The following is a 14488-nucleotide window of genomic DNA, read 5'->3' on the forward strand; positions in this document are numbered from 1 at the left end:
ATCGCTATCGAGCCTGGCTAGCGTTCCAGCGAATTTTTCTATGCATAGCAGGAAAACTTCAAAACACGTAACGGGCACGCGCGTAGTAGAAGCCGCCGTTCACGCCGGTCGTCGAAGCAAATGCGTCGTACTGGCTCCCTTCGAGCTGGGCGACATAAGGCAGCTTGCTCGGATACACGTCGAACAGATTGTTCGCGCCCACGGCGATCTGGAATTTCTTCGTCACGTTGTAACGGACCTCGACGTCTGTGATGTATCTCGCTGCATTCTGGAATTGCAGGAATTGTGTCGTCGAAAACGCATTGGGCCCGACGATGTAGGTTTCCTGACTCGTCGTGGAGCCGTAGCGTGTCTCGTGCAGGCTCACACCCCACTTGTCGAGATGCCACGTGCCGCCGATGATGATCTTGTTCTTCGGCGTCGACGTGGAGAGCCAGGCGATCTGTTGCGCATTCAGTTCCGGCACACCGTTGGCGCCGGTCGCCACATGCGTGACCGAGGTGGTGTTGATATTCACGCCCAGATCCCAGTCCACCTGGCCATACGCGCCAAAGCCGGTGTGGTAGGTACCGGTCAGGTCGATCCCGCGGGTCCGCGTGCTCGCCCCGTTGGTGAAGTAGCTCGCGGAGACTGCCGACGCCGGGACCGAGCTGGGCACCGACAGCCCCGCTGCCTCCATTGCGGCGATCGCGGCCTCACCCGATGCCGTCCCGCCTTCGACGATCCGGTTACGGATGTCGATCTGATAGGCATCGAGCGTCAGGTGCAGATCTCGCACCGGGGTCAGCACGAAGCCGAGGTTGTAGTTAGTCGACTTCTCCGACTGCAGCGGCTGCGCGCCGATCAACCTGGCCGCCGCCGAGTTGGCCGCGAGAAGGCCGAACACGGATGCGGGCGATTCGCTAATGTTGCTGTAGTACTCCTCGGCCAGCGACGGCGCGCGGAATCCGGTACTGACGCTGCCGCGCACGGCGAAAACAGGCGTGAAATCGTAGCGCGTCGAGAACTTCCCGTTCGCCGTACTGCCGACATCGCTGTAATGCTCGAAGCGTCCCGCCAGATCAACCGTCCATTTCGGTGTCAGATGCGTCAATAGGTCGACATACGTTCCGAGCACGTTGCGCGAGTTGTCGCTCGCGCTGACGGGTGCAAGGCCCGGCAAGGCCTGCGAGCCGCCATCGATATAGGACGCATAATCGCCCGCCCCCACCGAATAGGTCTCGCGGCGCTGCTCGACACCCCACGAGACGTTCACCGGCGCCGCAAGCAGCGGCAGCTGGAATGCCCGCGAGAAATCAAGGTTGTTCGTCAGTTGCGTGTTACTGACCGTCCCCAGATGGAAACTGGACGGCGTATAACCTTGCGCCGCGTACAGCCCCGTGTTGGCCGAATTCTCCATCCCGATGACGTCATGGTCACCGCCGTAGGTCGAGCTCAGATCCCACGACCATCCGAACAGGTTCTGGCCTTTGATACCAGTCGTGACTGAAAAGTCGTTCTCATTGACCGTCTCTCTCGGCACGAACCCGTCTGGATAGACGGCTGGAAGCACTGAAGGCGGACGATAGTTCTGGTAGGACTGCGCGTCGCGATGCCCGTACGTGCCGAAGCCATACAGCTCGACATCGTCGCCGATGTAGTAGCCGGCGTTGTAGCCCACCAACTCGCGGGTGCTGGCCGGATCACCCTCGATCGGGTTGTAGTATCCGTGCCCCGGCTGGAAGGTGCCGAAATAATCGTCAGGCCCGGTACGGACCGTATGGTTCTGGCGGTCGTATTCCGCGCTCAGATCCAGAAATCCCTTGCCGCCCAGGTCCAGACCGATACTGGCCGATTCGCTATTCTTGAAGCCATCGCCGGCATAGGTCTGACCGTTCGTCGTCTGAAGATCACCCCCGTGCGAATTCTTCTTCAGGATGATATTGATAACGCCCGCGATGGCGTCCGAGCCGTACTGAGCCGCGGCCCCGTCACGCAGGACCTCGATGTGATCGATGAGCCCAACTGGGATCATGTCGATGTCCACACCGGTTGAACCCTGATTCAAACCGCCGTCGAGCGCGATGTTCGCCGTGGTATGACGACGCTTGCCGTTCACGAGCACGAGTACGTGGTCCGGACTCAGGCCGTGCAAGGTCAACGCGTCGGTCAGCACGGCGGCATCACCGGCATAGGTCTCGTGCGCAATCGAAGGCGACAGCTGGACGAGTGCATCGCGCAGGTTGGTCCGCCCGGTCGCCTGCAACTGGGCACCGCTGATCACATCCACTGGGGTCAGGCTCTTGCTCGCCTTCGTATCGGTGCGTGTGCCCGTCACGACCACCGTATCCTGCTGCACCGTATCCGCGGCGCCAGGCTGCTTCGCGCTCGACTGAACGCTCGCGGCCGGTGAGGTTTGGGTTTGCGCGGGCTCAGCGGCGGGCGAGGCAACCGAGGCATCGCTCGCGCCCGTCGGCGCAGCCGCGCTCTGCGCCCATGCGGCGCTGTTGCACGTGATTGCCAGCACAGCAACCGACAGCACTTTCCTCCGTGCCCCCATGATCGGCTGACCGGCCCGATTCTTCCTGCTTTTACCACGCATCGACTGCCCCGTTGGTTATAAGTGGATACACCGATCCCGCGCATTGGCTGATATCAGCCATGCGTCGCGAACTTCTATTAGTGATGCTTATGAAATAGGCTGGACCATCAGAGGCAGCGATCGCCGCCTCGACTAGTTAGCTTTTGGGTAGCCCCGGAGGATTCGTCTGGGCCTTGTCGACCGCTTCGGAACCCAGACTCCAGCGGTCGAGTACCTGGGTGTATTTCCCGCTGCGAATCAGGTCGTTCAGCAGCAGCGTGACGGGCGCAGCGAGTCCACTCCCCTTGCGAGTCGTGACCGCGACGTCGGCATTGATTGGCCACCCCCCACTGATGGTGCCGACCGAGCGTATTCCCCCTCGTTGCGCAGCCGCGTAGGCAAGCCCCGAGTTGACGCTCAGGATCGCGTCCGCGCGCCCCGATCGCAGTGCCAAATCCCTCACGGCGAGATCGTCGTAGTACTGAATCTGCACCGGCTTCAGTCCATGCGCGACGTTTTCCTTGTCCCACGCGAGCAGGATCTTTTCCTGGTTCGTTCCCGAATCGGTAATGACACGGAGTCCGGCGACGTCCTTCGGCTCCTTGATTGTCTTGATCGGGCTTGAATCGGCCACGTAAAATCCGAGCACATCACGCCGATAGGTCGAGAAGTCGAATTTCTGCTTGCGCTCCTCGGTCACGGTCACGTTCGACACCACCGCGTCGACCTTGCCCGATTGCAAGGCGAGCGGCCAGTCTTCCCAGGCGAGCACCACGATTTTCAGCTTGCGCCCGAGGCCGTCCGCGACCAGTTGCGCGAGGTCCGGATCGAAACCGACAACGGTCTTCGCATCGGTCGCGTACGAACCGAGCGGCAGCCACGCCACCGTCATGCCGATGACCAGTTCGCCCTTAGAGGCGAACGGAAACGCCGCGGGTACGGCCTGGATCGCGGCGGCGTCAGGGGTTGTCCGTATGCGATCGTGCTGATCCGGACTCACATTGAACGTGGTGGGGGTTGCGGCCAGTGCAGTGCCCGCTACGCCGATCGCCAAAGCGACAAACGTTCCGGCCATCGCCGACAGAATATTCCGGCTGTGCTTCATGAATTGATATGCCCTGTTGAAGTGGACGACTAGACCGATGCGTTGCACGCATTACGACCGCTGGCCGAGCGGCTCGGGATGGACCAGATCGTGCAGCGAATCAGTGCGGCCCGGTTCCAGCAAATCCTTGCCGAATGGAAGACGAAAGTGGATCTCCGGCGCGATCGAACGATCGAACAGAGCCTCGTAGCCCGAACGGGTATAGAGTCCGGCTGCTTCCGGCTGCCTGAAACCCGTGGTCAGATAGACACGACGATATCCCTGTCGCAACGCACGCGACTCGAACTCCTGCACGACGCGGCGTGCCAAACCCTGCCGGCGCTCGCTGGCATGGGTCCACATGCGCTTGAGTTCCGCAGTCGTTGCGTCATAGCGTTTGAACGCGCCGCCGGCGACGGTCTGCCCGTCGCGCTGAATCACAATGAAAGCCCCCTCGGGCGGCACGAACAACTCGGCCGGATAACGGGCCAGCTCTTCACTTGCCAATGCCGCGCTGTTGGCTCTGAATTCGCGATAGCGCGTTGCGTATTCGACCTCAAGTGCATCCAACAGGGGCCGCGCAATCGGATCCGTCAGTGTGGTATCAATAATTTCGTAGGTCATTGCGGATAAGGGGAATTTCATGCCCCGTTTGATGCTGCCGTTGAATCTCTATACCCGTTCGACCTCTCATGCCGTCGAATCGTCAAACAAGATAACAGGCTGCCAATGAGGAATGAACCAAACATTTAACGAATCGTTATTCCATAAATTCCGTATATATAATTCACGCCTTATTCCCGCCATTAGGCGCGCGATGGCGCTGCCAATAAAGCCTGCAAATCCCCCAGGATATCAGCGCCGATTTATTTCATATTGCTTTCAATTATTTTAATTAGATTACAAATTATGTGGCGTGAGTGATTTGCGCTATCGATTAAATCTCTTATTTTCAAAATACCGAACGCCTTTTTATTTCAGGCTGCTTTCAGAAATCGTTTTAAAATGACGATTAATGCGTATGAAGCGTGGTCCGCCGCCGATGAAACGTGTGAGCTTCCAGGATAGCGGCGGCGGATTGGCCGGACATTAACTTTGACGTGGTTCGGCAAGATGGAACAGGCAGTCGCCGCGCTCCACTGCGGCGGGCACGCGTTTGCAAACCACTTCGCCCGCTGCCGCGAAAAAGGTCGTGACCGGTTCCCGCAGCGGCGTATCGGGGAAATGAATGCGCGCTGCGGGCTGGCCCGCCACGACCTGACTGCCCAGTTCGACGAGCGGCTCGTACACGCCACGATCGTAGGCGTACACATAATGGCGCGAGACCGACACCGAGAAGAAACGCGTCTGAGCGGGAGGTCCATCCGGTAAGAGCGGCCCGCTCAGCAGTCCGATGAAACCCAGCAGGTTCAGTAGCCCTTGTCGCGCATCACGCAGCAGGTTTGCCTGCACTGTGCCGCCGCCGCCGAGTTCTGTGAGGATGGAGATCGCGCCCTGCCGGCGCGCTGCGGTCGCGGCATGGACCGGATTCGGCCGATGCAGAAATGCACGCGGCAAACCGAAGGCGGCGAGCAAAGCTTTGAGCCGTTCCTCCTCGGCGGGATCGCGCGGCTCGAGGGCCAGCATGTTGGCGCCGTCGTAGAGAAGCGAACTGCCGCCCGAATGCAGGTCGATCAGATAATCTGCGCGAGCGAGCAGCGTGTGCTCGATGTAGTCCGCGATCGCGGCCGTCGGCGCACCTTGTGCGTCACCGGGGAAACTGCGATTCAGGTTGCCGCCGTCGAGCGGCGAAGTCCTCATGCCCGCAGCCGCGGCGGGAAAGTTCGCCATCGGCAGGAAGATCAGTTGCCCGCGCACCCATTGAGGCTCGATCTCGCGAATCAGACTGGAGACGAGTACCTGCCCTTCATATTCGTCGCCGTGATTGCCCCCCATCAGCAGCACGACGGGGCCCTCGCCATTGCGGACCGATGCAATCGGAATGGGAAGCCATCCATACGCGGAACGATGAACGGAATGAGGCAGGCGCAGATAGCCGACGTGACGTCCGTCGGCATCGAGGTCGACTTCATTGTGGATGGCACTCATCGGGGGTTCCTTCACGAAGCGGACTGTCCGGCGGGGAGCGCCGGGTCGTTTGACTGGACCAACGCCGGCTTATCGACGGATTATCGCCGGATTAGTGTTGGGCTGAGGTCCGATATACGACCGGCCACGTCGGGCAACTAGTCATTGCGCCGATCGGCGACCAGCGTCCACAGCCGGGCGAGATCGGCAGAGCCGTCGGCGCCCTTGACGGTGCCGAACACCTGCGCTGCGCGCGCCTTCTGACCCGCGTAGTAATACGCTTCACCCAGTCGCAGCCGTGCAGCATCCGGATGCGCGCTCCCTTTGCCGATCGCGGCAACGACTGCGTCGACCCCTTGCTGCCGTTGCCCGGCAAACACGAGGTTCAACGCGCCGTCCGCCGGATCCACCGGCAGATTGTTGCCGTCGTTCTGCCCTTGTAGACGCCGGATGACCAGCGCCTGCAAACGCTTCTCACGTTCAGCCTGCGCGTCGTGTCCGAGCACGCCCGATGCGAAGCCCTGGTCGATCACCTGCTTCGCTTCGGCGGGTATCCCGGCGACAAGTGCGAGCTGCGTCATCTCCATGTACTGGTCCGCTGTCGTCAACGCACCGGTCGCGCGGCGCAGACGGTAGATGTCGAGATCCAGCGACGCGAAATAACCCGACTTGCTGCGCACGCTATCGAACAGTTGCTGCTGGTACACGGGTTTCGGGTAGTACGCAACGAGTGCGGCCAGCGCCTCGGCACGCGCGCCATCGTCGTTCGTCTTCTGCGCGCACTGCGCGAGCATCTGCAATTGCGGCTCGGCCGGTGGACGGCCGCCCTTCAGCGCGGCGCCGACGGCGGGCTTCAGCGTCGCGACCACATTGCCGCAGTCACCCGACAGGAAATACGACTGCAGTTGCAGTTCACGCATCTGCGGATCCGCGCCGCCCGCTTTCTGGTAACGCTGTGAGGTGCGGATCGCCGCCGCGTAGTTCTTCTGCTGGAAGTAGATGCCGGCGAGCGCAGCCGAGAACTGCTGCGCGTTCGCGGCGTCGAGTTCTCCCGAGGACAGCAGCGCCTCATAGGCCCCGGCAGCGACGTCGGTGTCGCCGGCCGCCATTGCCGCCGCGCCTTGCATCTCCTCGATCACGCGCGTCTCGTAAGCAGTCTTGCCCGGCGTCGCCGCGGCCTGCGCAATCTTGCCCAGTGCGCCGCGATAGTTGCGGGCCCGGTACAGGGTCTGCGCGTCGTTCAACGGCTTCGCCACTTCGGGACGCAGCACGTCGGCCGAGTGAGAGACGCCGGGGACCACCGCCAGCGCAACAAAACTGCTGAGCGCTGCCGCTGCTGCGGCGCGCTTTACACTACGGAGATTCATTGTGTCCGCATCCTTGCCTGACTATAAAAACTGCTGCGCGTAGCGCTCACGCGTGCTCATTGCATATAGCGTTCGTTGCCGACTAGCCCGATTTTCGTCGCGCCTTCACGTTGCGCGGCGGCCAGCACGGCTGCCACGTCCTTGTACGGAGCAAGCTTGTTCGGCAGCAGGTGGATCTCCGCCTGCTCCGGTTGCGCCGCGACGGCGGCCATGTGGCGCTCCAGGTCGGCCGCGCCCGCGAGCGGCGCGCCGTTCCACGTGATCGTCCCGTCAAAATCGATGTCGACCTGCACGACCGGCGGCGGCACGGCCGGCGGCGGCGGGTTGCCCACGGGCAGGTCCATCTTCACCGAGTGCATCTGGATCGGGATCGTGATGATTAGCATGATCAGCAACACCAGCATCACATCGATCAGCGGCGTGGTATTGATGTCAACCAGCACATCCGGTTCCCCGCTGCCGCTACCCGAAGTTACGTTCATTCCCATCGTCGACTCCTGTCGACCGGACTTAACGCTTTAGCGCTTAGTCCGGTCCCATGCAAAGCTGTCGACCGGACTTAGCGCTTTAGCTGTCGGCCAGAGTTGGCGCTTTAGCGCTTACTCTGGTCCCATGCAAAGCTCTTAGTCCGGTCCCATGCAAAGCTGTCGACCGGATTTGGTGCAAAGCTCTTAGTCCGGTCCCATGCAAAGCTATCCGCCGCGCGCGGGCGGCTGAGTAATAAATGACACCTTCGAGATGCCGGCCCGCTCGCATGCGGTGACCACCCGCCCGATGAATTCGTAGCGAGTCGTCTGGTCACCGCGTACGTGCACCTCGGGCTGCGGCAGCTTCACCGACGCCCCCTTCAGCCGCGCGAGCAGTGTCGGCGCATCGACCAGCTTCTCGTTCCAGAAGAAGTCGCCGTCCTTATTGACTGCAATCTCGATGCTGTCCGGTTTGGTCTGCAGCGGGTTCACCGTCTCCGTCGGCAAACGCACCGGCACCGTGTGCGTGACCACCGGTATCGTGATCAGAAAGATGATCAGCAGCACCAGCATCACGTCGACGAGCGGCGTCGTGTTGATGGCAGCGATCACCTCGTCCTCGTCACCGTCCTGTCCAACGTTCATGCCCATAGCTTCTTGCTCCGCCTGTGCTTCTGTTGCTTACTTCGCATTCGCGACCGCGCGCACATGACGCTTCGTGCCCGGCAGAAGGACCGTATGCAGTTGCGCGCCGAACGCGCGCACGCGTTCCATCACTGACTTGTTGCGACGCACGAGGAAGTTGTAGCCAAGCACCGCCGGCACCGCGACGGCCAGACCAATCGCCGTCATGATCAACGCCTCGCCCACCGGGCCTGCGACCTTGTCGATCGACGCCTGGCCGGCGATACCGATCGCGGTCAGCGCGTGATAAATGCCCCACACCGTGCCGAACAGGCCGACGAACGGCGCCGTCGAACCGACCGTGCCGAGGAACGCGAGGCCATCCTGCAAACGGTTCGACACATTGGTAATGGCACGCTCGATGGACACGTCGATCCATGTATTGCGATCCACCGCTTCGAGCAACGCCTCGTCGTGGTGCGCGCCGGCCTCGATCCCCACTTGCGCGATGAAACGGAACGGTGAATTCTCATCAAGCTGTTCCGCGCCCTGGGCGAGCGAAGGCGCACTCCACAACTGCGCGTCGGCCGTATTCGCGCGCCGGTTGGCACGTAGCTGCTCGAGGAACTTGGTGATCATGATGTACCAGCTTCCCATCGACATGAGCACGAGCAGGATCAGCACGAAGCGCGCGACGAAGTCGCCGTTCGCCCACAGCGCACCAAGGCCATACGGGTTCGTCACTTCGGCACTCGTGGCGGCGGCCGGCGGCGGCGCGGGCTGGTCGGCGGGAGCTGCAGCCTGCGGGGCGGCCGTGGCCTGATTCGAGCCCGCGGCGCCAGCGGCTATGGTGTTAGCCGCCGGCGCGCTGGCCTGGGCCCGGGCGGCCTGCGGTGCAACGAGGAAGGTGACGGCCGTGGCCGAAATCAGCAGGCTGGCCGCCGCGGCGGCAAAAAAGGAACGCTTCTTCATACATGCTCCAGAGGGTGCATCCATCGATATCGAAAGGGTTTGAATCGGGCACGCCCGAGCCCTGCGCACGGCGCTCAGTTCAGGTTGAACGAGAACGGCACCTGCACGCGGACCGGCTGCCCTTGCGAAATGCAGTTAAATTTCTTCACCGCGCTGAACGCTGCACGGGCGAGGATCGGGCTCGCGGACTGCTCGACTTTTTCGTCGGTCACATGCCCCTGCGGGTCGACCACGAATGAGATCAACACGTCGCCCGTGATGTTGTTGTCCTGCGCTTCTTCCGGGTAGCCCATCGTGCGGCGTACCTCGTCCGAGTTCGGGCACACCACGCCGACAGCGTGGCTGGCAGGCTTCGCGGGCGCCGGTTCCGGCGGCGCAGCGGGCGCGGGCGGCGGCGGTGCAACGGGAGCCGGCACCGGCACGGCCTGATGCGTGATCGTCGGCGCGACCGGCGGCGGCGTGACCTGCACTTCTGGCGGCGGCACGAACGGCGGCGGAGGCGGCGTGAACTTCGGCGGCGGCAGTTGCACCACCGGCATCGGCGGCGGAGGTGGCGGCTTCACCGGCTCGATGATCTTCGTCTCGATCGGCTTCTGGACGATCTGCACGACCTTGTTGGCAAGGCCGTTCATCAGCGCCCAGATGAAGAAAATGTGGAGGAGTAACACCGCCCCGATGCCGGCGTAACGGCGTACCGGATTCGGATCGCGACGCCCGTACTGAGCTGGACTTCGAGCCGGCTGGGTGGAACTGAAAACTACCTCTGCAGGCATACATCACTCCGATAGCTGTGATCTGTGCAGCTCACGACTGCCCTCCTGAAATCTTGCAAAAAACACGATCCCCTTTTTTGCGACGGGCCGGCATCCTCACATCGATACCAATAGGAAGCCGAAGTCCAGATAGCGCCTGCGCGAGAGCGCAACGCAATACAAACGAGGAGCTACGGTACCGAGAACCGGCAATTCAGTGAACAAAGAATTCCGTATTTGGATTCCTGTCCATGCATAAAAAAGATCAGAGTAAATTTTGACGCGCGTGATTGGGTTCCGTCAGACCTCGCAAATCAGTAGGTGTAGATATCGCAAAGAGCGTCATCCAGTTGCACTGGGTCGAGCCAGATACTGGCAAGATCGTAAGTAGGCAGATTAAGCGGGCGGCATTTCTCGAACACTTTGCGAACCGTGCGCCATGCCTGATCGGAATGGAAGCCTGCGGCCGTGCAATGAAGCGAAAGTAGAAGCGTTTCGGAAGTAAAAGTGGAAGCAGCCTTGGTGCAAATCGTCTACATCATCAAGATTCGGTGCTAACCGCAAATACGGGACGTTATTCGCCATCGGTGACAATACCGGGAGGGGCGATAGCGCTTCCATCGGTATGCGCCAGGCTTCATTTGCATCCTGAAGCGCCTTAAGCAAAGCGGCGGCCGGCGTGAGTCGACCCTCCGGGTTGGCTTATTCAGCGCGAGGCTCGATCCTTGTTGCCCAACTCTTCCAATTCGGAATCAAGAACTGCATCGCGATACCATCGTCGCGCGCGCCGAGTCCCTTTTGACAAAGAGACGGCCCGATTGGGCCGTGTCGTTTTCTCGTGATCGTTTAATTGCGTGTGACCTGTCCGTCCCGGCGCCGCCACAACTCGAGCGGGTTGTCGTCGAGAAGCGCCTCGGGCAACAGGTCTTCAGGAAAGTCCTGGTAACAAACGGGGCGCAGAAAGCGCTCGATCGACGTAGTCCCCACCGACGTCACCCGACTGTCGGAAGTGGCCGGAAATGGACCGCCATGCACCATCGCGTGTGATACCTCAACGCCCGTCGGGTAGCCATTGACGAGAATACGGCCAGCCTTACGCTCGAGGATCGGCACGAGTTTTTTCGCCGTGGACACGTCTGTACGGTCCATCTGGATGGTCGCGGTGAGTTGACCGACGAAGTGCTCTGCGACGTCAAGGAGTTCCTGCTCGTCCTTGCAGCGCACGATCGTTGATGCCGGGCCGAACACCTCGTCTTCCAATTCGGGGGTCGCAAGAAAGGTCGGGGCATCGGTCACGAACAGCGCCGCGCAGGCTTGTGTCGGGCCCGTGGCCTCCAGCCCATACGCGACCGCGGCGACGCCTTTCGTTGCGGCCAACTTACCCTCGCCCTGCTGATATGCCGCGTAGATGCCTGGGGTCAACATCGTCTGCGCGGGCCTCGCGCTCAGTTCTGTCGTGGCGCCTTCTATGAATGCTTTCAACGCATCGCCATCGATTGCAATACCGAGGCCCGGGTTGGTGCAGAACTGGCCGCCGCCAAGCACAAGCGAATCGACAAAGCCTCGCGCGATGCCCTCACCGCGAGCCGCAAGCGCGCTCGGTAATAGAAATACAGGGTTGATGCTGCTCATCTCGGCATAGACGGGGATCGGCTCGGCTTCAACACTACATGAGATTCAAACCGTTAAAGACAGCGTCAAACCCGACGTCAAACCCCGACATTTCCAAATGGCCGGCACTACGACTGGTTCCGCTATAACTTCGACGGCTACCGCGCGTCCTTCGTCGTCTATCACCAATGGCATATAGCCGAGCCCGCGCCCGACACACATACTGCAATCGACCTAAGCGTCTCTGCAACCTCGCCCGATCGCACTCACTCCGTTTTCCACGGAGCGACCCGCTTTCTCCCTGGACACGGCGCACATCGGCGCAGCGGGACCATGCGCCACCATCTCGAAAGGAGAGTCGAAATGAAGACAGCACTTTTACTGGTAAGCGGCATCCTCTGCGCGTGCTCATTGCAGGCAAACGCGCAGGAAACCACCACGCAACAGCCGCCGACGGCAACCGAAATCATGAACAGTTCGCAAGGGCCAGACATGTCGACCAACTCGATGTCGGGCGGCGCCGCAATTCAACAGGGCAAAACCCGCGCCGAGGTTTATCAGGACCTCGTACGCTCGCAGAAAAACGGAGAAGCGGCGAGACTCCAGGAGCTTTTCAAGGGAGGTCAATAATCTCTCTGTCCGCGCCAGATCCCGGCAGCGGACGCACGTGACAGACGACGAGGGCCGGGTGCAGAAGACCCGGTCCTCGACGCGTTATGGCTCCGCTACAGCTTGATGCCTCTTTTCTTCCAGCGCGGCGAAGGCAGCCTGCCGGAGCCTGCCCGAATCTCAGGCAGGCGCGGCACATAGGCGTGTTGACCGAGCGGTACGGGCGGCGGATTCAACGTGCCGGGGCATGGGGCTAGCAGGTGAGGCGCCAGCGCGGCCGGCACCGGATCGAGGGAATCCGCCTCGTCTTCGATCCATGCGCGAGGGGAAAGCTGAGGCGTGAAAACATTGGGCTGCAATCCATTCGCGTGCTCGATGATTCTTTGCCTCGCCAGCGAGCGGGCCACCTGCGGAGCCGCCGCGCTGGTTCCGCTCAACGCAACGAGGCAGCCGCTGCGCGTACTCGCGCCCAGCACGCCTGCGCATGCGACGGAGTCTTCGCTGACAGCCGCCGCATCTGGACCGGATCGCTTCGTCTCCTGAAGAGAAGGTCCGGTCGATGAGTAGGTCGCAGCGCGTCCGTCAGTCCTGCGATAGGCACCGACCACGACGGTGCGCTCGCCGGTCGCAATGGAGCTCAACGTGCCACGACGCTTGATCCAGGTCGACGGATTGCCCTCGTCGGGATTGCCCTCGTCGAAGTCCCGCACGTGGGCCCCGAAAACAAACCTCTTGTACGCCAGATCCTCGAAGCGCGACTGGCGCCCCCGCAGCGGATATCCATAGGCCGTTTCATTACGCTGCACCCACGCATGAATCTCCAGATCGTCACCCGACCCGTTCGTCAGCGTCACGGTCCAGTTGCCCGCCGGCGCCGGATCGCGCTGGGACTGGTTCATCGTCGTGGGCGCGAGTGCGATCAGGATCATATTGCGGTCGCCCGTTGCGACGCGATCCAGATAGACCGCCGTGCACAGCACATTGCGCCCGGGTTGCCATGTGTAGAGATTCTTGACCGGAAACGCGGGGCTCTTGTCTCCCCACGGCGGAGTAATCTGAACGGTCACGCTGGATGCATCGGCATCCTTCGGCAACCATATCTCAAGAAAACCAGGCGTGGCGCAATCGGGCAAGACGCGCCACGTGAGCGCGCTCGACGTTCCGCTCTCAATCGGGAGTATCGCGTGACAGCGGAGCAGGTTGCTGTTTCCTGCGGGTACGACGATGGATAGATCGCGATGCAGGCCGATCAGTTCGTCCATCGCGCTTTCAATGATCGAACTGCCGTCGTGCGGACCCGCCATATAGCCGTAGCTCAGGTTGAGTACAACCGAGTACCCCGCACCGTTGGCAAGATCGTCGGCGCGACGCAGGAGGTAGCGGATCGCGTCGAGTGCGTGAACGGCGAACCAGAGCCCGGACGTGTCGCGAATCGTTCGCCCTGCCGTCTTGAACTGGACGCACAGGATACGCGGCGGTTGAACCGTTCCCGTCCGCTCCTCTTCCAGGATCAACGCGGCGGCCTCGATCTTGTTGGGCCTCACGCCGCACGCGAGATCCATGACCTCCGTGCCGTGCGCCCAGCGTTTGCGCGCACCGACGTAACCGTTGAGCCGATACACGGCGTCTTCATCGACGAGTCCGTTGCTTACACACTGCTCAAGCAAGTCGTTTATCTCGTCGCGAGCTAGCTCACGCCCGTAGTGCACGCCGAGCGGCGCCGCCGCCGCGTCATCCTGATTCCAGAAGTATTCGATGCGGGTTAACGGAATATCGGCGACAGAACGAAAGCGTTCGTGAGCGAACGCCAGTCCGTCGTCCATGACACCCATGAACACGGCGTGCGGCTGGTCCGGCGCGTCAGGGGACGCTGCGCCTGGTTGAGCGATGGGACCGAAGACGGGCGCCGTTCCCGGCACGGACGCTTCGGGACCAGGAGCCAAAGACTGCGCCGCGTCGCCAGGAGCGATCGGCATCCCGAGTTCGAAGCGCTTCACGACACCCTTCATGGCGCCATCGATTTCGGCGAAGAACTGCTTCGTCACGATCGCAGTCAGGAAGCGCGACGCCTCCAGATCATGCGGCGGAAAGCGATAGACGGTCGATACCTGAATCCACCTCTTCCACGCGGCGTTCGCGTTTTCCAGACTCTCCGCGAACGCCTGCGCGGTAAGTGGCGGAGCGCCATCTCCTGGCCAGTGCGCTTCCAGTTCGAGGATGACGCGCACCCACCCCGTGGGTTGCCCTCCGAGGCAAGCAAATGCCGTGGTGTCCGCCCACGCCAGATAGGGGTCGGCGCGGGCGCTGTCAACGGCGCGCCCGGTCCAGTCGAGACCACTCCACGCGCCGCCGCCCACCAAAGATTGCCAGCTCAT

At 61.7% G+C, this 14488-nt stretch carries 11 protein-coding genes and 2 pseudogenes; 2 read left to right on the top strand and 11 right to left on the bottom strand.

Annotation, left to right across the window (positions count from 1 at the left end; genetic code table 11):
* Nucleotides 1–58: 58 nt before the first annotated feature.
* The 9 genes from HHL24_RS34805 to HHL24_RS34845 all read right to left on the bottom strand — a co-directional run bounded on the left by HHL24_RS34805 (nt 59) and on the right by HHL24_RS34845 (nt 9914).
* Nucleotides 59–2581 carry a TonB-dependent receptor plug domain-containing protein gene (locus HHL24_RS34805; protein ID WP_169489818.1) on the bottom strand — a complete coding sequence of 841 codons (2523 nt, stop codon included), beginning with the start codon at nt 2579–2581 and terminating at the stop codon, nt 59–61.
* A gap of 136 nt (nt 2582–2717) precedes the next feature.
* Nucleotides 2718–3635, bottom strand: coding sequence for an ABC transporter substrate-binding protein (locus tag HHL24_RS34810; RefSeq protein WP_230417697.1), 918 nt, complete (start codon nt 3633–3635; stop codon nt 2718–2720).
* A gap of 81 nt (nt 3636–3716) precedes the next feature.
* Nucleotides 3717–4289, bottom strand: coding sequence for a GNAT family N-acetyltransferase (locus tag HHL24_RS34815; protein ID WP_407947544.1), 573 nt, complete (start codon nt 4287–4289; stop codon nt 3717–3719).
* Between the two features lie 444 nt (nt 4290–4733).
* Nucleotides 4734–5732: a succinylglutamate desuccinylase/aspartoacylase family protein gene (locus tag HHL24_RS34820; protein WP_169489820.1), complete on the bottom strand. Its 999-nt coding sequence runs from the start codon at nt 5730–5732 to the stop codon at nt 4734–4736.
* A gap of 137 nt (nt 5733–5869) precedes the next feature.
* Complete coding sequence (locus HHL24_RS34825) at nt 5870–7078, bottom strand: tetratricopeptide repeat protein (RefSeq protein WP_169489821.1); 1209 nt, start codon at nt 7076–7078, stop codon at nt 5870–5872.
* Between the two features lie 56 nt (nt 7079–7134).
* The gene (locus HHL24_RS34830; protein WP_169489822.1) at nt 7135–7566 is read right to left on the bottom strand and encodes an ExbD/TolR family protein; all 432 of its coding nucleotides are present in this window, start codon (nt 7564–7566) and stop codon (nt 7135–7137) included.
* Nucleotides 7567–7770: 204 nt separating this feature from the next.
* Nucleotides 7771–8196: an ExbD/TolR family protein gene (locus HHL24_RS34835; protein WP_120307100.1), complete on the bottom strand. Its 426-nt coding sequence runs from the start codon at nt 8194–8196 to the stop codon at nt 7771–7773.
* Between the two features lie 30 nt (nt 8197–8226).
* Complete coding sequence (locus HHL24_RS34840; protein ID WP_169489823.1) at nt 8227–9141, bottom strand: MotA/TolQ/ExbB proton channel family protein; 915 nt, start codon at nt 9139–9141, stop codon at nt 8227–8229.
* A 74-nt stretch (nt 9142–9215) separates the two neighbouring features.
* Nucleotides 9216–9914 (bottom strand): energy transducer TonB, encoded by a 699-nt coding sequence (locus tag HHL24_RS34845; RefSeq protein WP_169489824.1) that lies wholly within the window; start codon nt 9912–9914, stop codon nt 9216–9218.
* A 269-nt stretch (nt 9915–10183) separates the two neighbouring features.
* On the opposite strand from HHL24_RS34845, the pseudogene HHL24_RS34850 reads away from it, so the two are divergent.
* Nucleotides 10184–10366 (top strand): annotated as a pseudogene (locus tag HHL24_RS34850) (IS110 family transposase); the annotation flags it as partial.
* A gap of 373 nt (nt 10367–10739) precedes the next feature.
* On the opposite strand, the pseudogene HHL24_RS34855 reads toward HHL24_RS34850, so the two are convergent.
* Nucleotides 10740–11549 (bottom strand): annotated as a pseudogene (locus HHL24_RS34855) (aldehyde dehydrogenase (NADP(+))); the annotation flags it as partial.
* A 288-nt stretch (nt 11550–11837) separates the two neighbouring features.
* On the opposite strand from HHL24_RS34855, the gene HHL24_RS34860 reads away from it, so the two are divergent.
* On the top strand, nt 11838–12134 hold the full coding sequence (locus tag HHL24_RS34860) for a hypothetical protein (protein ID WP_230417688.1): 297 nt from the start codon (nt 11838–11840) through the stop codon (nt 12132–12134).
* 95 nt (nt 12135–12229) lie between these two features.
* On the opposite strand, the gene HHL24_RS34865 is transcribed toward HHL24_RS34860, so the two are convergent.
* A complete protein-coding gene (locus tag HHL24_RS34865; RefSeq protein WP_169489825.1) occupies nt 12230–14488 on the bottom strand; it encodes a S8 family serine peptidase in 2259 nt (752 codons plus the stop codon).

Source organism: Paraburkholderia polaris (assembly GCF_012927345.1).
GTDB lineage: Bacteria > Pseudomonadota > Gammaproteobacteria > Burkholderiales > Burkholderiaceae > Paraburkholderia > Paraburkholderia polaris.

What these genes read in the sequence shown, in the direction of transcription:
- HHL24_RS34805 (WP_169489818.1), bottom strand. Translation starts at nt 2,581, where the DNA reads ATGCGTGGTAAAAGCAGGAAGAATCGGGCCGGTCAGCCGATCATGGGG.
- HHL24_RS34865 (WP_169489825.1), bottom strand. Translation starts at nt 14,488, where the DNA reads ATGAGCTGGCAATCTTTGGTGGGCGGCGGCGCGTGGAGTGGTCTCGAC.
- HHL24_RS34830 (WP_169489822.1), bottom strand. Translation starts at nt 7,566, where the DNA reads ATGGGAATGAACGTAACTTCGGGTAGCGGCAGCGGGGAACCGGATGTG.
- HHL24_RS34840 (WP_169489823.1), bottom strand. Translation starts at nt 9,141, where the DNA reads ATGAAGAAGCGTTCCTTTTTTGCCGCCGCGGCGGCCAGCCTGCTGATT.
- HHL24_RS34825 (WP_169489821.1), bottom strand. Translation starts at nt 7,078, where the DNA reads ATGAATCTCCGTAGTGTAAAGCGCGCCGCAGCAGCGGCAGCGCTCAGC.
- HHL24_RS34860 (WP_230417688.1), top strand. Translation starts at nt 11,838, where the DNA reads ATGCGCCACCATCTCGAAAGGAGAGTCGAAATGAAGACAGCACTTTTA.
- HHL24_RS34815 (WP_407947544.1), bottom strand. Translation starts at nt 4,289, where the DNA reads ATGAAATTCCCCTTATCCGCAATGACCTACGAAATTATTGATACCACA.
- HHL24_RS34820 (WP_169489820.1), bottom strand. Translation starts at nt 5,732, where the DNA reads ATGAGTGCCATCCACAATGAAGTCGACCTCGATGCCGACGGACGTCAC.
- HHL24_RS34810 (WP_230417697.1), bottom strand. Translation starts at nt 3,635, where the DNA reads ATGGCCGGAACGTTTGTCGCTTTGGCGATCGGCGTAGCGGGCACTGCA.
- HHL24_RS34835 (WP_120307100.1), bottom strand. Translation starts at nt 8,196, where the DNA reads ATGGGCATGAACGTTGGACAGGACGGTGACGAGGACGAGGTGATCGCT.
- HHL24_RS34845 (WP_169489824.1), bottom strand. Translation starts at nt 9,914, where the DNA reads ATGCCTGCAGAGGTAGTTTTCAGTTCCACCCAGCCGGCTCGAAGTCCA.